Origin of the sequence: Nocardioides plantarum (genome assembly GCF_006346395.1) — a bacterium.
Taxonomy (GTDB): Bacteria; Actinomycetota; Actinomycetes; order Propionibacteriales; family Nocardioidaceae; genus Nocardioides; species Nocardioides plantarum.
On the sequence record NZ_VDMS01000003.1, the window covers coordinates 83634 to 105455 of the forward strand.

At 73.4% G+C, this 21822-nt stretch carries 15 protein-coding genes; 6 read left to right on the forward strand and 9 right to left on the reverse strand.

The window, feature by feature from the left end:
• Window positions 1–3: 3 nt before the first annotated feature.
• The 4 genes from FJQ56_RS15805 to FJQ56_RS15820 form a co-directional block, all read right to left on the reverse strand.
• A complete protein-coding gene (locus tag FJQ56_RS15805; protein ID WP_140010553.1) occupies window positions 4–1395 on the reverse strand; it encodes a metallopeptidase TldD-related protein in 1392 nt (463 codons plus the stop codon).
• Window positions 1395–2921: a TldD/PmbA family protein gene (locus FJQ56_RS15810; protein ID WP_140010554.1), complete on the reverse strand. Its 1527-nt coding sequence runs from the start codon at window positions 2919–2921 to the stop codon at window positions 1395–1397. The genes FJQ56_RS15805 and FJQ56_RS15810 overlap by 1 nt, the downstream gene beginning before the upstream one ends.
• Before the next feature lie 160 nt (window positions 2922–3081).
• Entirely contained in the window at window positions 3082–6081 is a 3000-nt protein-coding gene (locus FJQ56_RS15815) for an AAA family ATPase (protein ID WP_140010555.1), read from the reverse strand.
• Window positions 6078–7253 carry an exonuclease SbcCD subunit D gene (locus FJQ56_RS15820; protein WP_140010556.1) on the reverse strand — a complete coding sequence of 392 codons (1176 nt, stop codon included), beginning with the start codon at window positions 7251–7253 and terminating at the stop codon, window positions 6078–6080. Before FJQ56_RS15820 ends, FJQ56_RS15815 begins: the two co-directional genes overlap by 4 nt.
• 81 nt (window positions 7254–7334) lie before the next feature.
• Here FJQ56_RS15820 and FJQ56_RS15825 point away from each other — a divergent pair, with 81 nt between their 5' ends.
• On the forward strand, window positions 7335–8069 hold the full coding sequence (locus tag FJQ56_RS15825; RefSeq protein WP_140010557.1) for an SMI1/KNR4 family protein: 735 nt from the start codon (window positions 7335–7337) through the stop codon (window positions 8067–8069).
• Here FJQ56_RS15825 and FJQ56_RS15830 read toward each other — a convergent pair.
• From FJQ56_RS15830 to FJQ56_RS15845, 4 genes are read right to left on the reverse strand one after another with little or no spacing between them, the layout of a single operon-like run.
• Complete coding sequence (locus FJQ56_RS15830) at window positions 8060–8860, reverse strand: formate dehydrogenase accessory sulfurtransferase FdhD (RefSeq protein ID WP_140010558.1); 801 nt, start codon at window positions 8858–8860, stop codon at window positions 8060–8062. The two genes, FJQ56_RS15825 and FJQ56_RS15830, sit on opposite strands and share 10 nt — an antisense overlap.
• Before the next feature lie 7 nt (window positions 8861–8867).
• Entirely contained in the window at window positions 8868–11312 is a 2445-nt protein-coding gene (gene pepN, locus FJQ56_RS15835) for an aminopeptidase N (RefSeq protein WP_140010559.1), read from the reverse strand.
• 50 nt (window positions 11313–11362) lie between these two features.
• The gene (locus tag FJQ56_RS15840; RefSeq protein WP_140010560.1) at window positions 11363–12358 is read right to left on the reverse strand and encodes an NADP-dependent oxidoreductase; all 996 of its coding nucleotides are present in this window, start codon (window positions 12356–12358) and stop codon (window positions 11363–11365) included.
• 32 nt (window positions 12359–12390) lie between these two features.
• Complete coding sequence (locus FJQ56_RS15845; protein WP_140010561.1) at window positions 12391–12672, reverse strand: Fe-S cluster assembly protein HesB; 282 nt, start codon at window positions 12670–12672, stop codon at window positions 12391–12393.
• A 145-nt stretch (window positions 12673–12817) separates the two neighbouring features.
• Between FJQ56_RS15845 and FJQ56_RS15850 the strand changes: the two genes are divergently transcribed.
• Together FJQ56_RS15850 and FJQ56_RS15855 are read left to right on the forward strand one after the other, a co-directional pair.
• Window positions 12818–13249 carry an OsmC family protein gene (locus FJQ56_RS15850; protein WP_140010562.1) on the forward strand — a complete coding sequence of 144 codons (432 nt, stop codon included), beginning with the start codon at window positions 12818–12820 and terminating at the stop codon, window positions 13247–13249.
• A complete protein-coding gene (locus FJQ56_RS15855; RefSeq protein WP_140010563.1) occupies window positions 13249–14154 on the forward strand; it encodes an oxidoreductase in 906 nt (301 codons plus the stop codon). The genes FJQ56_RS15850 and FJQ56_RS15855 overlap by 1 nt, the downstream gene beginning before the upstream one ends.
• A 6-nt stretch (window positions 14155–14160) precedes the next feature.
• Here the strand turns inward: FJQ56_RS15855 and FJQ56_RS22950 are convergent, their stop codons facing one another.
• Entirely contained in the window at window positions 14161–15492 is a 1332-nt protein-coding gene (locus tag FJQ56_RS22950) for a peptidylprolyl isomerase (protein ID WP_170215431.1), read from the reverse strand.
• A gap of 70 nt (window positions 15493–15562) precedes the next feature.
• Between FJQ56_RS22950 and FJQ56_RS15865 the strand changes: the two genes are divergently transcribed.
• The 3 genes from FJQ56_RS15865 (at window position 15563) to FJQ56_RS22225 (ending at window position 21801) form a co-directional block, all read left to right on the forward strand.
• A complete protein-coding gene (locus FJQ56_RS15865) occupies window positions 15563–16432 on the forward strand; it encodes an LLM class F420-dependent oxidoreductase (protein ID WP_140010564.1) in 870 nt (289 codons plus the stop codon).
• Window positions 16419–17165, forward strand: a complete 747-nt coding sequence (locus FJQ56_RS15870; RefSeq protein WP_246084197.1) for a sortase domain-containing protein — start codon at window positions 16419–16421, stop codon at window positions 17163–17165. The genes FJQ56_RS15865 and FJQ56_RS15870 overlap by 14 nt, the downstream gene beginning before the upstream one ends.
• A gap of 136 nt (window positions 17166–17301) precedes the next feature.
• Window positions 17302–21801, forward strand: a complete 4500-nt coding sequence (locus FJQ56_RS22225; protein ID WP_170215432.1) for a M12 family metallo-peptidase — start codon at window positions 17302–17304, stop codon at window positions 21799–21801.
• The last annotated feature ends 21 nt before the right edge of the window (window positions 21802–21822 follow it).

Sequence of the window (21822 nt, forward strand, 5' to 3'; positions counted from 1 at the left end):
GCGTCACATGGCCTGCGACACGCTCGACATGTTGAAGTCGGGGATGCGCAGCGCCGGGGTGGCGGTGCGCGAGAAGTAGTCGTCGCCCCACTCGCGGCTGAAGCTCGGGACGGTGGCCGAGGCGTGGCTGAAGCGGCGGAGCAGGTCGATCGGGCTCTCGTTCCAGCGGAAGTTGTTGACCGAGCCGGTGATCTCGCCGTTCTCGACGAGGTAGACCCCGTCCCGGGTCAGCCCGGTGAGCAGCAGCGACTGGGCGTCGACCTCGCGGATGTACCAGAGGCAGGTCAGCAGCAGTCCGCGCTCGGTGCCGGCGACCAGGTCGTCGATCGTCCCGGCGCCGGAGTCGATGTCGAGGACCAGGTTGTCGACGGCCGGGGTGACCGGCTGCGACGTCATCGTGGCGGTGTGCCGGGTCTGCAGCAGCGCGGCGAGCTCGCCGTCGCGAATCCAGTCGGTGCGGCCGAGGGGGAGCCCGTTGTCGTAGACCGAGCTCTCGCTGCCCGACGACGTCGCCACGTTGAACGGCGCGCACTGCAGCCGGTCGTGCGCCGGGTCGCTGTAGAGGTGGACGCCGGGCGAGGCGATCCGCTCGCCGATGCGGGTGCCGGTGGGCCGCCGGCTGTAGACGGACTGGCCCTCCCAGGCGTCGCGGGCCCCGGCGTACCAGTAGGCGTCGATCATCACGTCGGCCACGGCCGTCGGCGGCAGGATCGTGTCGTAGCGGCCCGCGGGCAGGTCGACGCGCCGGCTGCCCCAGGCCAGGCGCTGCGCGACCTCGGCGTCGATGGCGAGGGCGTCGACGTCGGCGAAGTCGCGGGTCGCCCCACCGACCCAGGCGCTCTCGGTGAGCGCGGCGTTCTTGCCGGTGCAGCCGTAGTGGCCGGTGGGCTGCACGTGCCGCAGGCGCAGGCCGGTCGAGGAGCCGAGGTAGGTCGTGGTCACCTCGTGGTTGACGAACCCGTAGAGGATCCGGCCGCCGGCCTGGGCTCGCCCGAAGGCCTCGCCGAGGGCCGGCGCGAACGCGTCGTAGACGTGGATGTCGGTGGGCTCGGGGGCGTCGTCCCAGGCGGGGCTGGCGGGGGAGTCGGCGGCGGTGACCAGGGGGTTGCGGTCCTCGGCGGGCGAGGCGGCCCGCGCGGCCGCGTCGGCCGCCTTGACCAGGTCGGTGACCTGGGCCTGCGTGGTCGCGCTGCCGGTGACCGAGCCGGTCGCCTCGCCGACGAACGAGACGACCGTGACGGTCAGGCCGTGCATCACGCCGTTGGTGGTGAGGGTGTTGTTGGCCCACCGGAGGTTGGCGCTGGTGTGGTCGCGGACGATGACGATGCAGTCGTCGGCGGTCGTGGCGACCAGCGCCTGCTCGACCAGCGACTGGGGGTTGGTCGGGGTGGCCATCAGTTGCCGCCCTCCTCGAGGGTGTTGAGGATCCGTACGTCGCGGAACAGCGACGTGGGGCAGCCGTGGCTGACCGCCGCGACCTGCCCGGGCTGGGCCTTGCCGCAGTTGAACGCACCGCCGAGGACCCAGGTGTCGCGGTTGCCGACCGCCTCCATCGAGCCCCAGAAGTCGGTCGTCGTCGCCTGGTAGGCGACGTCGCGCACCTGGCCGACGAGCTCGCCGTCCTTGATCGTGTGGAACCGCTGGCCGGTGAACTGGAAGTTGAACCGCTGCATGTCGATCGACCAGGACTTGTCGCCGACGACGTAGAGGCCGCGCTCGACCCGGCCGATCAGGTCGGCGGTGCTGGGTCCGGTCGGGTCGGGGTCGGGCTGCAGCGACACGTTGGCCATCCGCTGGATCGGGATGTGGCCGGGGGAGTCGGCGTAGGCGCAGCCGTTGGACCGCCCGCCGTTGAGCTCGGGGAGCATCACGCCCATCGGGCGGTCGAGCTGGTAGCCGACCAGCACCCCGTCGCGGACGATGTCCCAGCGCTGGGTCTCGACGCCCTCGTCGTCGTACCCGACGGTGGCCAGGCCGTGCTCCTGGGTGCGGTCGCCGGTCACGTTCATGACGCCGGAGCCGTACTGCAGCGTGCCGAGCTTGTTGATCGTCGCGAACGAGGTGCCCGCGTAGTTGGCCTCGTAGCCGAGCGCCCGGTCGAGCTCGGTGGCGTGGCCGATCGACTCGTGGATCGTCAGCCACAGGTTGCTGGGGTGGATGACCAGGTCGTAGGTGCCGGCCTCGACGCTGGGGGCCTTGAGCTTCTCGGCCAGCAGCTCGGGGACCTCGTCGAGCTCGGCGTCCCAGTCCCAGGCGCCCTCGGCGGCCGTGCCCGTGACGTACTCCCAGCCGCGGCCGACGGGCGGGGCGATGCTGGCCATCGAGTCGAACGTGTCGGCCCCGGCGCCCATCGCCTCGAACCCCGGCTGCATCCGCACCCGCTGCTGGGTGGTGCGGGTGCCGGCGAGGTCGGCGTAGTACTTGTTCTCCTGGACCTGCTGGAGGTAGGCCGTGGCGTGGTCGACCGCGGACCCCGTGCGCAGCCGCTGGGTCCAGTCGACCAGCACGGCCACCTTGTCGGCGGTCGGGACCTCGAGCGGGTTGGTCCGGTAGGCGCTGACCCAGGTGACGTCGTCGTAGACCGGCTCGTCGGCGATCTCGACGGGCCTGGTCGTCATACCGGAGGCGACGACCGCGACCGCGACGGCGGTCTCGGCCACCCGCACGGCCTCCTCGGGCGTCAGCACCACCCCGGCCGCGAAGCCCCACGAGCCCTGGTGGATGACGCGGACGGCGAACCCGAGGTCCTCGGCGTCGCTGGCGCCCTGGAGCGCCCCGTCCCGCACCCGCAGGCTCTGGTAGCGGACCCGCTCGAACCGGAAGTCGGCGTGGGTGACGCCGAGCTCCCGGGCGCGGGTGAGGGCGGCGTCGCCGAGCGCCCGGTAGGGCAGGTCGGTGAAGGTCGGGTCGAGACCACTCATGCTCGCGAACCTATCCGCAGGCCGTCGGTCTCGGCGACCGGGTTGACGTCGACCCGTCGCCCATGGGCGACGGGTCACCGAGAAATCTGCGCCGACCCGTCGCCCATGGGCGACGGGTCAGCGAGAGACGTACGTCGACCCGTCGCCCGTGGCGGACGGGTCAGCGGCGCAGGGCGACGAAAGAGCCCTGGCGGGACTTGGTGACCACGAGCTGGGTGGGGATCCGGTCGCGCATCTCGGCGACGTGGCTGACCACGCCGACCACGCGGCCGCCGTCGCGCAGGGCGTCGAGGGTGTCCATGACGTCGTCGAGGGTGTCGGCGTCGAGGGAGCCGAAGCCCTCGTCGACGAAGAGGGTGTCGAGGGAGGCACCTCCGGCCTCGTGGGCGATCACGTCGGCCAGGCCCAGGGCGAGGGCGAGGGAGACCACGAAGGTCTCGCCCCCCGAGAGCGTGGCGGGGTCGCGGGACTCGCCGGACCAGTCGTCGCGCACGAGCAGGCTGAGCCCGCCGCGGGTCTCGCCGGCGCCCCGCTTGCCGGTGTGCTCGAGGGAGTAGCGCTGGTCGCTCATCCGGGCCAGGCGCTCGTTGGCGGCGCCGACGACCTGGCCCAGGCGGTAGGCCAGGACGAAGGCCGACAGGCGCATCCGAAGCAGGTTGTCGGCCGAACGACCCTCGACGAACGAGGACAGCCGGGTCACCAGCGCGAGGTCGCGCCGCAGCGGTGCCCAGGCGGCCAGGGCCTCGTCGAGCTCGACCAGCAGCCCGGCCAGGCGGGTCGAGCGGGCGGCGTGGACCGCCACGTCGGACGCGGCCCGACGCGAGGCCGTCACCGCCGCCTGGTGGGCCGCCTCGTGAGCGGCCAGCGTGGCGTCGAGGTCGCCCACGGGCTCGTCGTCGGACGGGCCGGCCTCGCGCAGCACCTCGGTGACGGCGGCGAGACGCTGCTGGTGCCGGGCCACGGACTCGGCGAGCCGGGCCACGGCGTCGGGCTCGAGGGCGGCCTCGCGGACGGGGCCGGGCCCGGCGAACCCGGCCTCGGTCGCGGCGTCGTCGAGCGCGCGGTGGGCCTGCTCGGCCGACCAGCCGGCCTCGACGGCGTCGTCGCGGTAGCGCAGGGCGTCGGCGCACAGCTCGGTGGTACGGCGGTGGGCCGCGGCGATCGCGTCGAGAGCCGTGAGGTCGGCGGCCCCCAGGGCAGCGAGCTCGGCGCGCAGCGCCTCGGCCTCGGTCGTGGCCCGCTGGTGGGCCGTGTCGGCGGCCGCCGCGTCGGCGGTGAGCCCGGCCACGCGGGTACCGAGCTGGTCGAGCTCGGCGACCTGGGCGTCGAGCCGGGCCTCGAGGTCGGGCAGCCGGCCCGCGGCTCGCCACGACTGGGAGAGAGCGGCCTGGCGGGCGGCCAACCGCGCGACGAGCTCGGCCGGATCGCCCTCGCCGGCTCGAGCGGTGGCGGCAGCGAGGTTCTGGTCGAGGTCGCGCACCTGCTGGTCGAGGGCGTGCTCGACGACCTCGGCGTCGGCCAGCTGCTTGCGGGCCTCGCGCTCGGTCGTGGCGTCGGGGGCACCGGGCGCCGGATGGGCCAGGGACGGGTGCTCGGCGGACCCGCAGACGGGGCAGCAGCCGCCGCCCACCACGAGCGCCCCGGCGAGCTCGGCGGCCATGCCGTCGACCCGGGCGAGCTGGACGGTGAGCAGCGCGTCCTTGCGGGCCAGCGACACCTCGCGGGACGTCAGCCAGCGCTCACGGGCCTCCTCGCGCTGGGCGGCGAGCACGGTCGCCTCCTCGTGCGCGTCGAGCCGGTTGCGCAGGTCCTGCGCCTGGGCGGTCAGCCCGTCGACCGTGGCCGCCTCGGCGCGCACCTCGAGCACCAGGGCCCGCAGCTCGTCGATCTCGGCGGGTCGCTGGGCGTGCACCCGGCGCAGCTCGTCGAGCTGGGCCGTGAGCCGGTGGACCCGGCGTCGGAGGGCGCCGACCTCCTCGTCGACGACGACGAGCCGCTCGGCCCGGGGCCGCAGGGCGCGGGCGGTGGCCGCGGCCTCGGCACAGTCGGCGGCCAGCGCCTCGAGGTCGACGGACTCCTCGACGTCGGGCCGGTGCTGGTGCAGGGCCCTCGCTGCGGCCACGGCGCGCGTCGTCGCCGCCTCGGCCCGGAGGTCGGCGGCCTCGGCCAGCCGCGCCCAGGGCAGGACGCCGGCCGCGCGCCGGGCCGCGTCGAGCCGACGGGTGTCGTCGTCGTGGGCCGCTGCGCGGCTGCGCAGGTCGGCCAGCTCGTGCCGGGCGGTGTCGAGCCGTCGCCGACGGGCCGCCTCGCTCCGGGTCTGCTCGAGCGCCGTCAGGGCGGCGCCCTCGCGGGCCGTGACCTCCAGGAGCGTCGCGTCGGCGGCGCTGCGGGCGCGCACGCTGGCGGCCTGCGTCTGCTCGAGCCAGGAGCGCAGCACGCCGTCATCGGCGGCGAGCTGGAGCGCGTGCAGGTCGATGCCGTCGGGCAGCGCGACCGCGGCGGCCTCGGTGGCACGGCTGACCACGTCGGCGACGCGCTCGTGGTGACGCGCGTCGTCGCGGGACAGGCGCTGCCGACGCTCGACGAGCCACCGCTCGACGGCCTCGAACCGGCCGGTACGGAAGAGCTGCTGCAGGAGCTTGTGGCGCTCGTCGGAACGGGCGCGGAGGAACGCCTGGAAGCGACCCTGGGGAAGCATCGCGACCTGGGTGAACTGGTTCATCGTCAGCCCGACGACGCGACCCACCAGGTCACCGGCCTCGTCGAGGCGGCTCGACAGCGGCTGCCACGCCCCGTCGACCAGCTCGGAGACCGTGACCTTGGCCGGCTCGGTGGTGGTGCCGGAGCCGCGCTTCTTGGGGCGGTCCCACGCCGGCGAGCGGACGAACCGGAAGCGCCGGCCCGACAGCGTGGCCTCGAGCTGCACCCGCGGCACGGCGCCGGGGGCCGCCTGGTCGCAGCGCAGCCGCTTGGCGGCGCTCCTGTCGCCGGGAACGTCGCCGTAGAGCGCGAAGCACACCGCGTCGAGGACGCTGGTCTTGCCCGCCCCGGTCGCCCCGGACAGCAGGAACAGCCCGGCGTCGGACAGCTCGTCGAAGTCGACCGTCGCCGCGGTCGCGAAGGGTCCGAACGCCTCGGCCGTGAGGGTGTGCAGCCTCACGGCGCCACCGCCCCGACCTCGCTGATGAGGGCGTCGGCGTCGGGGTCGTCGCAGCAGGCGTCGACCGCCCGGTCGAGGAGCGCGGCCTCGTCGGGGTCGGGCTCGTGGCCGCGCAGCTCGATGAGGAACTCGCGGGCGACCTCGTGGTCGCGCCGGGCGTGGGTCATCGATGCCGCCGGCGCACCCAGCGCCGGCCGGGCGCCGGCGAAGGACAGCACGAGCGTGTGGGGGAAGCGTCGCCGCAGCCGCTCCATCGCCTGCAGCGGACGACCCGGGTCGGTCAGCGTGGCCTCGACCCAGCAGCCCTCGGCCCAGGCGTGCTCGGGGGAGCCGAGCAGCTCCTCGACCGTGCCCGTCAGGCGGGCGAGGGCGCGCGGGACGGGCGCCTCGACCCAGTCGGCGGACACCGCGCCCGTCGCGTCGAGGTCGACGAGCCAGGAGCCCTTGTGGTGACCGGCCTCGGAGAACGAGTAGGCGAGCGGGGAGCCGCTGTAGCGCACCCGGTCACTCAGGACGTGAGCTCCGTGGAGGTGACCCAGCGCGACGTAGTCGGCGCCGTCGAAGACGCTGGTCGGCACCCGGGCCACACCGCCCACGGTGATGTCGCGCTCGGAGTCGGACGGCTGCGCGCCGGCGACGAACGCGTGGGCGAGCACCACCGAGCGGGTGCCGCGGCGCGCGGCGAGGTCACGGCGTACGCGGGTCATCGCCTCGGTCAGCGCCGCCTCGTGGGAGCGCTGGCCCAGCGACCACGGCTCGGCGACCGCGTGGGGGTCGAGGTAGGGGATGCCGTGCACCGCGACCGGGCCGTGGGCGTCGTCGAGCAGCACCGGCGAGCCCACCGACGAGACGTCGGTGCGCAGGTGGACCCCGGCGGCGTCGATGAGGCGCGAGGAGAAGCCGAGGCGCTGGGCGGAGTCGTGGTTGCCGCTGGTCAGCACGACCGAGGCCCGCGAGCGGGCCAGCCGCACGAGCGCGTCGTCGCAGAGCCGTACGGCGTCGACCGGCGGCAGCGCGCGGTCGTAGACGTCACCGGCCACGACCACCAGGTCGACGCGCTCGGACTCGACGACCTCGAGCAGGTGGTCGACGTAGGCGGCCTGGTGGCCGAGCATCCCCTCACGGTGGAACGACCGGCCCAGGTGCCAGTCGGAGGTGTGGAGGATGCGCATGTCTCCAACGCTAGGTGCGACCACCGACATGGCCGCGGAGCACGCGCCGCGGAGCCGGGGCCGGCGTGCTAGAACGCGGGTGTGAACCTCAGCGACCTGCGGCTCGTGAGCCGCCACTCCAGCCCCGTCCCGGCGAGCGAGACCAGCGCGGCGGCAGCCGCGCTCGGCACCCCGTTGCCCGAGGACTACGTCGCCCACGTGGAGCGCTACGGGCGCGGGATCACGTGCGAGACCGTGCGGGTCTACGTGCCCGGTGACCTCGCCGGCACGACCGCGCAGTGGCGCCAGCGGATCACCGACTACTGGTTCTGGGAGACCGACGGGGTGGAGGTGACGCCCGAGACGCTGCAGACGCGTGGAGTCGTGATAGCCGACACGCTCGACGGCGACGAGTTCTGCTTCGTGGCCGGTGCGCCCGATCGCGTCTACGTGCTGCCGCGCCACAGCGACGAGGCCCTCGCCTTCGACGGTGGGCTGCTCCCGGCCGTCGCGCGGGTCCTCGACGGCTTCGACCCGCCCCTCTGGCCCGTCTTCGAGTCGTCCACGGCGCGCCGGACCTTCGAGATGTGGGGCAACGGCAGCGACGGGAACGCCGTCGCGGCCGGCCTCCTCGCGCTCGGCCTCCACGACCTCGAACAGACGTCGGAGCGACACCTGCAGGTCCTGCTGCCCTCGCTCGGGGGCATCGTGCAGGTCGTCGACTCCGGCCTGGGGGTGCGGGCCTACGGCTCCTTCGACGACGACGCGCCGACGGACGACATCGAGCGGGTCCTCGCTGCGCTCGCCGAGCACGGGCTGCGGCTGCTTCAGCAGTAGCGGACAGCGCGCTCGGCGGAGGCGAATCCCCACAGCGCCAGACCGGCCCGGGCTGCGAGGTCGACGGCGAGGCTGGTGGGGGCGCCGACCGCGACCAGCGCGCCGGTGCCGACGGCGACGGCCTTCTGGACGAGCTCGAACCCCGCGCGGCCGCTGACGACCAGCGCGGCCCCGGCCTCCGGGTCGCCGGCGAGCATGCGGGCGCCGGTGACCTTGTCGACCGCGTTGTGCCGACCGACGTCCTCGCGCACGACGAGCAGGTCGCCGGCCGCGGTGGCCAGACCGGCAGCGTGGACCCCGCCGGTGCGGTCGAAGACCTTCTGCCCCTCGCGCAGCAGACCGGGCAGGCGCCGTACGACGTCGTCGGAGGGCAGCTCGCCGGTCCACGGCCGGCCCGTCGTGGCGATGGCGGCCTCCACGCTGTCGCGGCCGCAGACGCCGCATGCCGACGACCCCGCAGACTGGGCCTCGTGCTGGTGGGGGAGGGTGCGGGGCTCGCTGTCGAGGGTGACGGTGACGACGTTGAACTCCTGCTCGGGCGCGAGCGTCACGTCGGTGCAGTAGGCGACGCCGTGCACGGAGGTGGCCAGGCCCTCGTGGCGGACCCAGCCAGCGGCGAGCTCGAAGTCGTGGCCAGGTGTCCGCATGGTCGTCCAGACCCGGCGGGCCGGGGCACCCGGCCACTGCAGCCTGATCTCCAGGGGCTCCTCGGTGACCACGCGGTCCTCGCGGGTGCGGCCCCCCTCGACGACCTTGATCCGAACGGAGGGGCCGGGACGGCGGGCCCTCATCGCGGGCTCACGAGACGGGGTAGGCCGCGCGGACGGCCAGGCGCCTGGCGAGCTCGTCGGCGTGGTCGGCGACGCGACGGCGTACGGCGGGCTCGAGCACGTCGCTGTCGAGCAGCGCCTCCGTGCGGGCGAGGGTGTCGTCGTCGACGAACGTCCGCGGGAAGAACGCGTCGGCCGCCAGCGCCAGCACCCAGCCCGACCGCACCTGCGAGGTGGCCGGGAGCTCGGCGAAGTAGCGCTCGACGTAGGGCGCGGTCAGCTCGCGCTGGGAGCCCTGCCACAGGCCCTGCCCGGCAGCGACCAGCTCGTAGTTGGGGGAGTCGAGGACCCCGGTGAACATCTCCCACGCGAGGGCCTTGGCCTCGGCCGTGGGCAGGGAGGTCGTGGCCAGCACGTGCGAGACGGCCGTCGCTGCGGTCCTGTCGTCGGCCAGGGCGGCGTCGAGCTCGGTCGGGTGGGTGCCGCCGAGGGTCGCGAGGCGCACCAGCAGCCGCCAGCGCACGTCGGCGTCGAGGTCGATCCCGGTCGGGGGCGAGGCGAGCCAGTCGCGCAGCAGGTCCACGTCGTCGGCGGTGCGCACGGCGGCCCGGAACGCCGAGAGCTGCAGCTCGGAGCCCGGCTCGGTCGAGCCGACCAGGTCGGCCACGGCCCGGTGCACCCGCGCGGTCGAGCCCGGCGTCGCCGCCGGCAGCACCTCGCCGAGCACCCACGGCACGGTGTGCCGGGCGGTGTCCTCGGTGTCCTGCACCGGGAAGGCCTGCACGAGCAGCTCGACGACGTCGTCGGGGGCGACGAGCGCCTCGTTGAACCCGCTCTTGAGGTTGTTCCAGATCGCGGCGCGCAGCCCGTCGTCGCCGACCAGTGGCAGCTCGGTGCGCAGGCCGGCCACGGTGGCGGTGTCGGGGACGTAGACGCCCCAGCTCTGCTCCCGCGGGTCGAGCACGACCGTGCCGGCGAGGTCGGGCAGCGGGGTCTCGGGGCCGGACACGTCGACGACGGTGGTGGTGACGCTGCCCTCGCTCAGCGTGGCGACCTCGAAGCGGTGGGCGCGGTCGGCGGGGTGCTCCGGCGGCGGCGTACGACGGAGCACGTGGGCCTCGCGGTCGAGCGTGAAGGTGTCGGCCCCGGCGACCCGTAGCCACTGGTCGACGACGGGCGAGAGGTCGCCGGCACCGGACCTCTCCCAGCTGGCGACGAGGTCGTGCATGGTGGCGTTGCCGAAGCGGTGACGGGTGAAGTGGTCGATCGCGCCGGCGAAGAACACCTCGTCGCCGAGGGAGGTGCACAGCTGCTTGAGGATGCTGGAGCCCTTGGCGTAGGAGATGCCGTCGAAGTTCTGCAGCGCGGCCACCGCGTCGACCGCGCCGTTGCCGGCCACCGGGTGCGTGGTCGGGCGCTGGTCGGCCAGCAGCCCCCACTGGCGGCGCGACCAGGCGACGTGGGTCCAGGCGTCGTCGTACTGGGTGACGTCGGCGGTGACGCGGTTGCCCATGTACTCGGCGAACGACTCGTTGAGCCACAGGTCGTCCCACCAGGTCGGCGTGACGATGTTGCCGAACCACTGGTGGGCCATCTCGTGGGCCACCGTGGTGGCCCGCACGATCCGGGTCCCGCGGGTGACCCGCGTGTCGAAGACCAGCTGGTCGCGGAACGTCACGCAGCCGGGGTTCTCCATCGCGCCGGCGTTGAACTCGGGCACGAACGCCTGGTGGTAGTCGCCGAAGGGGTAGCGGATGCCGAACAGCCGGTGGAACTCGTCGAAGCACTGCCGGGTGATCGTCAGCAGCTCGTCGGCGTCCTTGTCGAGGTGCTGGGCGAGGCTCTGTCGCGAGCTGAGGCCGAGCGGGATGCCGTCGTGCTCGTCGCGGACCACGTGGTAGGGACCGGCGACGACCGTGACGAAGTAGGTCGACAGCGGCTGGGTCGGACCGATCTCCCACCGCCCCGGCTCGGGGTTGGTGGCCGGGGCGTTGCCGACGACCACCCAGTCGGGCGGCGCGGTGACGTGCAGCGTGTAGGGCGCCTTGAGGTCGGGCTGGTCGAAGCAGGCGAACACCGTCGGCGCGGCGTCCATGAACGACATGCCGTAGACGTAGCGGCGTCCGTCGGCGGGATCGACGTGCTGGTGCAGCCCCTCCCCGTCGTTGCGGAACGGCATCCGCGCGTCGACCACCAGCACGTTGGTGCCGGCCGACGTCTCGATCGGCAGCCGCCCCTCACGCAGCAGGTCGACGTCGACGGGCCGGTCGTTGAGCCGGATCGCGGCGACCGACACCGGCTTGAGGTCGACGAACGTCGGCCCCCCGGTGCTCTCGAACTCGATCGTGGTCACCGACCCGAAGGTCGCCTCGCCGGTCAGGTCGAGCACGACGTCGTACGACGTCACGTCGAGCTGCTCACGGCGGGCGACGGCTTCGGTGCGGAGCAGGCTGCGGGACGACGCGACGGGCATGCGAAGAGCCTAGGCACGGTGCGGTCGAGCGGCGTCCCCCGCCCTGGCGATCAGCCCAGCTTGATCAGCATCTTGCCCGTGTTGGCGCCGGTGGCCAGGCCCAGGAACCCCTCGACGGTGCGGTCGAGGCCGTCCAGGACGGTCTCGCGGTAGGTGATGTCGCCGCTGGCCAGCCACGGCGCGACGGTGCGGTAGAACTCGCCGGCGAGGTCGCCGTGGTCGCTGACGATGAAGCCGCGCAGCATCAGCCGCTTCGCGATCACCAGCATCAGGTTGCGGGGACCCGGGACCGGGTGGTCGTAGCCGGCGATCGCGCCGCACAGGGCGAGCCGGCCGCCGGTGCCCATGTGCTGGATCGCAGCCTCGAGGTGGTCACCGCCGACGTTGTCGAAGTAGACGTCGACGGGCGCGTGCTCGGCGAGCTGACGGGCGACCGGGCCCTCGGAGTAGTCGAACGCGGCGTCGTAGCCCAGCTCGTCGACGAGCCAGGAGACCTTGGCCGCGGACCCCGCCGAGCCCACGACCTTGGCGGCACCCAGCTTGTGGGCGAGCTGGCCGACCATCGAGCCGACCGCGCCGGCGGCGCCGGACACGAAGACGGTGTCGCCCTCGCGCAGGTGGGCGATGGCGGTCAGCCCGACCCACGCGGTCAGGCCCGGCATGCCGAGCGCGCCGAGGTAGGCCGACGCCGGCGCGGCGTCGGTGTCGACGACGCGCACCTCGCGCTCGCCGAGCACGGCGTGCTCACGCCATCCGGCCATGTGGAGCACGGTGGCGCCCACGGGCACGGACCCCGACGTCGACTCCTCGACGACGCCGACAGCACCGCCCTCGAGCGGCGCGTCCAGTGCGTACGGCGGGACGTAGGACTTCACGTCGTTCATCCGGCCCCGCATGTAGGGGTCGACGGACAGGTAGGTGTTGCGCACCAGCACCTGGCCCTCCGCGAGGTCGGGCAGCGTGGCCTCGACGGTGCGGAAGTCGGCCGGCGTGGGCGTGCCCTGCGGTCGGGCGGTGAGCTGGATCTGGCGAGTCGTCGTAGTCACCCGACCACCCTGCCAGTCCAGCCCAGCGCGCCTCAGGCCTGGTGGGCGAGGGCGAACTCCACGCGCCCCTGGTCGTCGATGGCGGCGTCGAGGATCTTGTCGTCGAGGACCTCGGCGGCCCCCTCGTCCAGGAACACCGTGGCCCCCGCCTGCTCGACCACCAGGTCGGCAGGCTCGGCGCCGGTGACCGGCGCGATGGTGAACGACGACGGGTCGCCGTCGGCGGCGATGCGGAGGCCGGCGGTCTCGGTGTGCTCGGGCTGAGCGGTGATGTCTCGGACGATCGTGCTCGCGTTCTCGGTGAGGGTGAGCATGGGCTCGCCTTCCTTCCGGTTCGTGCGGGTGTCGTTCTCTGACCTCTCCAACGTGACGGACTCGGGCGCGAGGTTCAAGGCGAGCGGGATCCCGCGCGTGTCGGACCGGTGTCCGAGACGGCCGCCGACGTGGCAGCCTGGGGCCATGACCGACCCGACCCACGACAGCCTCCGCAGCGTCAGCCTGGCCCGGGTGGGCCCGGGGGCGTTCCGCATCACCAACGCCGCCGGCGGCACCCTCGACGTCGGGGTGAGCGACACCGACTTCAGCCCCGTCGAGCTGCTGCTCGCCGCGCTCGCCGGGTGCGCGGCGATCAACGTCGAGGAGCTCACCGGGCGCCGGGCCGAGCCGACCCGGTTCGAGGTCGTCGCCGAGGGCGACAAGGTGCGCGACGAGACCGGTGGCCGGATGGAGAACCTCCGCCTGCTCTTCGACACCGTGTTCCCCGAGGGCGAGGGTGGCGACAAGGCGCGCGAGAGCCTGCCGAGGTTCCTCCAGCAGACCCACGACCGCATCTGCACCGTGTCGCGGACCGTCGGGCTCGGCTCCGACGTGGCCTACGTCCTCGCCGACTGATGACTCGCGCCGGCCGGGCGACGCCCTGGTCCGCCGTACCCCGTCAGGACGGGCGCCGCTTCGTGGTCACCGGAGCCAACAGCGGTGTCGGGCTCGAGACCGCGCGCACGCTCGCGCAGCGTGGTGCCCACGTCGTCCTCGCCTGCCGCAACGCCGACAAGGGCGCTGCCGCGGTCCGCGACATCGGCCGTGTCGACGGGTCGGTCGAGGTCGCCTCCCTCGACGTCTCCGACCTGTCCTCCGTACGCCGGTTCGCGGCCGAGGTCGTGGCGGGCGGTGACGTGGACGTGCTGGTCAACAACGCCGGCATCCTCGGCGTGCCCTTCAGTCGCAGCGTCGACGGCATCGAGCTGCAGCTCGCGACCAACCACGTCGGTCACTTCGCGCTGGCCAACCTGCTGCTGCCCCGGTTGACCGACCGCGTCGTCGTCGTGTCGTCGCAGAGCCACCGCTCCGGCGACCTGCAGCTCGACGACCTCGACTGGGAGCGCCGCGGCTACTCGCCGTACGGCGCCTACGGGGCGTCCAAGCTGGCCAACCTGCTGTTCCTGGCCGAGCTGCAGCGCCGCCTGACCGCCGCCGGGTCGACCCTGCGGGCCACCGGCGCCCATCCCGGCAGCACGGCCACCGGCATCACCTCGAGCAGCGGCCCCGGCCTCTTCGCGTGGGTCGGGTCGTGGGGCCACGGCCTGGTCGGCATGAAGCCGTCCCAGGGCGCGATGCCCACCCTGTACGCCGCCACGATGGACGTGCCCGGCAACACCTACCTCGGCCCGCACCGGCTGCACGAGATGAACGGCTGGCCGGTCGGTGTCGGACGCAGCCGCAGCGCGATCGACCCCGACCTGGCCCGGGCGGCCTGGGCCCGGTCCGAGGAGCTGAGCGGCGTCACCTGGCCGCTGTAGCGACCGTCAGTCGTCGACCGTGACCTTGGTGAACTTCACGGCCCGCTGGGGGGCGCCGTCCTCGCCGCCACCCTTGACACCGGCCCGCGCGACCTTGTCGACGACCTTGAGCCCGGCGGGCGAGACCGTCCCGAAGACGGTGTAGGACGCCGGGAGCGAGGTCTTGCCGTAGACGATGAAGAACTGCGATCCGTTGGTGTCGGGCCCGGAGTTGGCCATGGCCAGCGTCCCGGTCGTGTACTTCTCGGAGCCCGTGAGCTCGTCGGGGAACGTGTAGCCGGGGCCGCCGGTGCCGGCGCCCGTCGGGTCGCCGCACTGGAGCACCAGGATGCCCTTGGTCGTCAGGCGGTGGCAGGGCACGCCGTCGTAGAACTTCTGCTCGGCCAGCGAGACGAACGAGCCGACCGTGCAGGGGGCGGCGGTGGCGTCCAGGGTGATCGGGATGCGCCCGACGTTGGTGGTGATGACGGCCTTGACCAAGCCCTTGACGGTCGGGTCCGCCGGCGGAGCGTCGACCGGCTTCGAGCCGGAGCCCCCGGTGCCGTCGGAGGTGTAGGTGCAGGCGCCGGCCGGCTCGGTGGACGTGGCGGTGGCGGTGGGGGAGGCACTGGGCGCGGCGCCGGCCTTGCCGACGTCGACGAACTCGAGGTTGACCTTGGTCTTGGGGGCCCCGTCACCGTCGCCGTTGGCGTTGTCGGTGCCCGCCTTCGCCACCTTGGCGACGGTCGCCACGGAGTCCGCGTCGATGCTGCCGAACACGGTGTAGCTCGGCGGGAGGTCGGTGTCGGCGTAGACGACGAAGAACTGCGAGCCGTTGGTGCCCGGGCCGGCGTTGGCCATCGCGAGCGTGCCGGCCGGGTAGGTCTCCGAGCCGCTGAGCTCGTCGCCGAAGGTGTAGCCCGGACCGCCGGAGCCGCTGCCCGTGGGGTCACCGCACTGGAGCACGAAGATGCCCGAGGTGGTCAGCCGGTGGCACGACGTACCGTCGAAGTAGCCCTGGCTGGCCAACGAGGTGAACGAGTTGACCGTGCACGGCGCGGTGCTGGCGTCGAGGGTCGCGGCCAGGTCGCCCACGGACGTCTTGAGGGTGACGTCGACGGTGCCGGAGTAGGCCGCCGTCGTGGCCGGCGGGTCGGCCGGCTTGGCCGCCTCGCCGCCGGCGGGGTACTCGCAGGCCGCGCCTGACGGGTTCGTGGGCTGGGGCGCGTGGGTGCGCTCCGTAGCAGCGCCTCCCGGGCCGGCGCTGCCGTCGTCGTCACCGCAGGCCGCGAGGCCGCCGAGGGCCAGGACGAGGAGGACCGCCGCTCCGAGCGGCCGGGACACGCGTCGCTTCACCATGGCGGCGATCGTAGGTGAGTCACCTGAGCGGGACCTGACCTGGTCACCGTCACCGGATTACGCTCGGGACATGAAGCTGGGAGTGCACTACGCGAACTTCAGCCACCCCGACTGGCCGACCACTCTCGAGGACCGGCTCACCGAGACGGCGCGGGTCGCCGACGAGGGCGGCGTCTCCCTGCTCACCGTCATGGACCACTGGTTCCAGATGGAGCAGCTCGGCGGGCCCGACGAGCCGATGCTCGAGGGCTACACCACCCTCGGCTACCTGGCTGCGATCACCCGCAACGTCCGGCTCAGCCTGCTCGTGACCGGAGTGACCTACCGCCACCCCGGGCTGCTGGCCAAGCAGGTCACCACCCTGGACCGCCTCTCGCGGGGCCGCGCGCTGCTCGGCATCGGGGCCGCCTGGTACGACCGGGAGCACGCCGGCCTCGGCGTGCCGTTCCCGCCGACGGCCGAGCGCTTCGAGCGGCTCGAGGAGGCCCTGCAGGTCTGCCTGCAGATGTGGAGCGCCGACACCGGCGCCTACGACGGCACGCACTACCGGTTGGCCGAGACCGCCAACGTGCCCCCGGCCTACCAGCAGCCGCACCCACCGATCCTCATCGGCGGGGCGGGGGAGCGCAAGACGCTGCGCCTGGTCGCCCAGTACGCCCAGATGTGCAACATCTTCGGCGAGGGCCACGACGTGATGGCCCACAAGCTCGACGTGCTCCGACGCCACTGCGACGAGGTCGGCACCGACTACGACGCGATCGACAAGAGCGTCATCCTGATGGCCGACCCGCAGACCGATCCCGACGGCTTCCTCACCGACATGGAGGGCTACGCCGCCCTCGGCGTCGAGACGGTCACCCTCTCCCCGCCCACCGACGACCCGGTGGCCTGGACGACCGACGTGGTCGAGAAGGTGCTGCCGCGTCTTGCGGACGTCTAGTCCCGCCTGGGTCGCAGGCCTGCTCCTGCTGTCGGCCTGCTCGGTCGACGGCGAGGGTGCCGAGCCGGCGCGGACCCGCTCCCCGTCGGCCACCGCCCCGACCGCCCCGCCGAGCCCGGCGTCCCCGACCGCCCCGTCGGCGTCCCCGGACGGACCCACGTCGGCACCCACCTCGACTGCCCCCGCACCCGCCCCGCCGCCGTACGTCGTCAGCGACGGTCGGGCCCGCGATGCCCGGATGAGCATCCCGCAGCTCGACATCGACGGCCTCGAGGTGCAGACCTACCGCGGCGTCACCGACGACGCGGCCGGTCACGCCATCCAGAACACCGGCATCGCCGCGAGCCCGTCGGGGCCCGACGGCGGCACGGGGCCCGGCGGCATCGGCAACTACCAGGTCACCGGCCACCGCAACTCCGCGACGGCGATCTTCCTGCGGCTCCCCGAGCTCGAGCGGGGCGACGAGGTGCTGGTGACGGCGGGGGAGACCGTCTACGTCTACCGGATCGCCACGACGCGGATCACGTCGTTCCGCTCCGAGCGGTCCTTGCGCGAGCAGCGCGCCGCGGTGCCGGGACGCCCCGGTGTGCGGGCGACCCGGGCGATGATCACCATCTCCACCTGCCGCACCCAGGAGGACCACGCCGAGGGCAACTTCTGGGCCGACGAGCTGGACAACCCGGAACACCGGATCGACAAGATCGGCGTGCTCGTCCGTACCCGTCCCGCCTGACCGGGGTCGGCGGGGCGGCCGGTGAGAGGTCCGTCACGCACCAGTTGCGGGGCCGAGCGACACAGTCGTACCGAAACCGGGTCAGGTGTCGGTGGTGGGGCCTAGATTGCGGTGACCCTCGATCTAAGGACTCCTGTTGCCCGTCGTACCTCGTTCGCGCTCCCTGCTCTCGGTCACCACGGCAGCCGCCGTGGTGGCAGGTCTCGTCGCCACCGTCGCGCCGCCCGCCGAGGCGGTCCCGACCGCCCGGTCGGCCGCCACGGTCGTCGCGGCCGCCGCCGACCCCGGTGACGTCTGGACCGAGGTCTCCGAGCGCCCGCAGGCGCGCCGCGCCGGCCTGCGTCAGCGGGTGGCCCCGTCGGCCTACGCCGCCTACCACCTCGACCTCGGCACCCTGTCCTCGCGGCTCGGGTCGGCCCCGGCCGAGAGGTCCTCGGCGAAGCCCCTCGTGATCGAGGTCCCGGCTCCCGACGGCGAGCTCGTCGAGTTCGCGGTGACCGAGTCACCGGTGATGGAGCCCGGGCTCGCGGCCGCCCACCCCGAGATCACGACCTACGCCGGCACGACGACGGGCGGGGCCCCGGCCAGCATCCGCCTCGACGTGACCCCGATGGGCTTCCACGCCTCCGTGCGTGGCCCCGGTGCCTCCTGGTACGTCGACCCGGCCTACAACGGCACCGACCAGGGCGCCGATGCGCTCTACCTCTCCTACGACGGCGAGGACCTGCCCGCGCGTGATCAGAGGCTGATCGAGCCCGAGAAGGCCGGCATGGCCGCTGCGGCCCGCCGCGCCGCAGCCCGCGTGGCCGGGGACCCCGGCGTCGGCGAGGGCGGGGGAGCGGTCGCCGTGCAACGCACCTACCGCCTTGCCCTCGTCACCGACCCGTCCTACACCCAGTACTTCACGTCCTCGACCGATCCCGCGGTCGTCAACCCGATCGTCACCGCCGAGAAGGTGACCCTGATGAGCCGGGTCAACCAGGTCTACGGCGACGACCTCTCCGTGCGCATGCTCCTGGTCGACGGCAACGACGCCCTCAACTTCAACACCGACGCCCAGTTCCTCGGCGCCAACGGCCCGTGCGGCAACGTCGCCTGCTACACGTCCGCCGACGTGGGCTGCGGTGACGTGATCGACACCAACCGGTTCGTCGTGGGCCAGATCATCGGTGCCGACAAGTACGACATCGGCCACATCATGTTCGGCCCCGACGGAGACGGTGGCGGCGTCGCCTACCTGGGCGCGGTCGGCACCACGATCAAGGCCGGCGGCTGCACGGGCCTCAACCCGCCCACCGGTGACGGGTTCGCGATCGACTACGTCGCCCACGAGATGGGTCACCAGTTCGCGGGCAACCACACCTTCAACGGCACCACCGGCAGCTGCGCCGGCGGCAACCGGGAGGCCGCGACCTCGGTCGAGCCCGGCTCGGGCGTCACCGTGATGGCCTACGCCGGCATCTGCGGCATCGACAACCTGCAGAACCACAGCGACCCCTACTTCTCCCAGCGCAGCCAGACCGAGATCGCCGCGTTCACGCGCTCGAACCCGGGCGCGGTGCAGGAGATCCAGAACATCGCCCTCAGCGGCTTCACCACGGCCGGCGAGTCCTTCACCATCTCCTACGGCGGCACCCCGTCGACGGTCACGGTCGGCACCAACTACACCGCCGCGGGCCTCAAGACCGCCCTCGAGGCGGCTGAGCCGAGCGGCGCGACCGCCACGGTCAGCGGCTCCAAGGGCACCAGCTTCGGCACCGGTGCCAACGGCTTCCAGGTCACCTGGTCCGGCACCGCCGACATCCCGACGCCCACGGTCGCCCTGGTCACGGGCACCTTCACCGCCATCGTCGGCACCTTCGACAACGGCGGCCCCGAGACCAACCAGGGCTTCGCCAACCCCGCCCCGACCGGCAACCGCAACCCCACCGTCACCGCCCCGGTGGCCAAGACCATCCCGCTCCGGACGCCGTTCGCGCTGACCGGCTCGGCGACCGACCCCGACGACGACGCGCTCGTCTACTCGTGGGAGCAGAACAACCAGGGCGGCACGACCGGCACGACGCTCAGCAGCAACACCAAGTCCAGCGGTCCGCTGTTCCGGGTGTTCGGCACCTACGCCAACGTCGGCTCGGCGGGGACCCAGCAGTACCACTCGCCGGGCCTCAACATCGCCGGCACCAGCCCGACGCGCTCGTTCCCCGACGCCGCGCAGGTCGCGGCCGGCCAGACCAACGCCGCCACCGGCAGCTGCCCGACGCTGACCGGCACCGGGACGGCCGACACGGTCGCTCTGCGGTGCTTCTCGGAGTTCCTGCCCACCACGGCGCGCTCGTTGAGCTTCCGGCTCACCGCCCGCGACCTCGGCGGACCTGACGGCGGCTCCGACGGCGGCACCTCCTTCGCCGACACCGCGATCACCGTCGGCACGGCCGGCCCGTTCCTGATCACGTCGCAGGGCACCGCCACGTCGGTGACCGGCAACGAGTCGGGCAGCCTCACCTGGAACGTCGCGAGCACCAACACCGCGACCTACGCCACCGACGTCAAGATCTCCTTCTCGACCGACGGCGGCCTGACCTTCCCGACCGTCCTGGCCGCCAGCACCCCCAACGACGGCACCGAGACGATCACCTGGCCCAACGTCGCCACCACCCAGGGGCGCATCAAGGTCGAGGCCGTCGGCAACTACTTCTACGACGTCAACGACGGCAACATCTCGATCACCCCGGGCTCCGACGCCCCGACGCTGACCACCGGTGGCAACGCCGCCGGTGCGACGTTCGACGCCGCATCCTCCGACGCACTGTCGACGACCCCGTCGATCACGGCCTCGTCCTCCTCGGTCGACGGCACCGCGATCACCGCCACCGCGTCCGGCCTCCCGGCGGGCCTGTCCCTGACCCGGGGCACCTCGTCGGCCGCCGGTGTCCGACCGGGCACGACGTCGTTCACCGTCACCGGCACCGCCGACGTCGACCCGGGCAGCTACCCGGTCACGGTCACCGTCGGCGACGGTGTCGCCGCCAACCAGACGGTGTCGTTCACCATCGTGGTCGCCAAGGACACCGCGACCCTCACCTACACCGGTGACACCGCCGGGGCGACGGGCACCCGCACCGTCTCGGTGACGGTCGCCGACACCGACGCCACCCCGGGCACGCCTGCCGGCACCGTCGCCTTCACCGACCAGACGACCGGCGACGCCCTGTGCACCGCCACCGTCGCGTCCGGCGTCGCGTCCTGCACGTTCTCGGCTCCCGCTACCCGCACCTATCGGGTCGTCGCCACGCTGACGAGCGCCCGCTACACCGGGGCCTCGGCCGCGGCCACGCTCCTCGTGCTCGCCACGCCGATCCCGACGCTCACGACCGGCGGCAACGCGGCCGGCGGCGACTTCACGGCGGCCTCGTCCGACGCGCTGTCCACCACGCCGACCATCACCGCCGAGGCCTCCGAGGTCGACGGCGACGACATCACCGCGAGCGCCTCCGGTCTGCCGGACGGCTTCGACCTGACTCGGACGACCACGTCCGCCGACGGCACCCGCCCCGGCACCACCCGGTTCGAGGTGACCGGCGTGGCCGACGTCGACCCCGGGTCCTACGACGTCACCGCCACTGTCTCCGACGGGGCCGGCAACGCGGGCGACCGGACGGTCGACTTCACGATCGTCGTGGTCAAGGACGCAGCGACCGTGACCTACACCGGTGACACGGCCGAGACCGTGGGCCCGGTGACCGTCTCGGCCACCGTGGCCGACGGCGAAGCCACCCCGGGCACCCCCGCGGGCACCGTCGCCTTCAGCGACCAGACCACCGGTGACGCCCTGTGCACCGCGACGGTCACCTCCGGCGTGGCCTCCTGCACGTTCTCGCCGACCTCCGCGCGTACCTACCAGGTCGTCGCCACCCTGACGAGCCCCCGCTACACCGGGGCCTCGTCCCCGACGGCCCTCGTGGTGAGCGCCGGTGACACCACCGCGCCGCAGACGAGCATCACCACCGGACCCGCCCAGAGCAGCACCCAGCTGGCCCGCGACGTGTCCTTCGCCTTCGCCTCGTCCGAGAGCGGGTCGACCTTCACCTGCACGCTCAACGGCAACGAGGTCGGCTGTGCCGACGGCACCCTCACCCGGTCCCTGCTGCCGGCCGGCACCTACGACCTCTACGTCGCCGCCACCGACGCCGCGGGCAACACCGACGCGACGCCGGTCCGTCGCCGGTTCTACGTGCCGGTCGACGACGCGCGCCTGCGCATCGTCAAGGGCACCTGGAAGCGCGTCAGTGCCTCCGGCTACTTCCGTAGCACCTACGTGGCGGCGACCCGGAAGACCTCCACGCTGAGCTACCCCGTGGTCAAGGCGACGTCGCTGGCCCTGGTGCTCAGCAACGCCCAGAGCTTCGGGTCGGTCGACGTCTTCCTCGGCGACACCAAGCTGGCGACGATCAACGCCAAGGGCACCGCCCGCAAGCTGCGGGTGGCCGCCATCGCCACGTTCACCACGCCCCGGTCGGGGACCCTGCGGATCGTGAGCCGCACCGACGCCCAGGTCCGGATCGACGGGCTCGTCGTCCGCACCTCCGCCTTCACCCCGATGGCGGCCGGGCGGCCACTGCGTTCCGGCGCTCTCTGAGGGTCCGCCGACCTCCCGGCC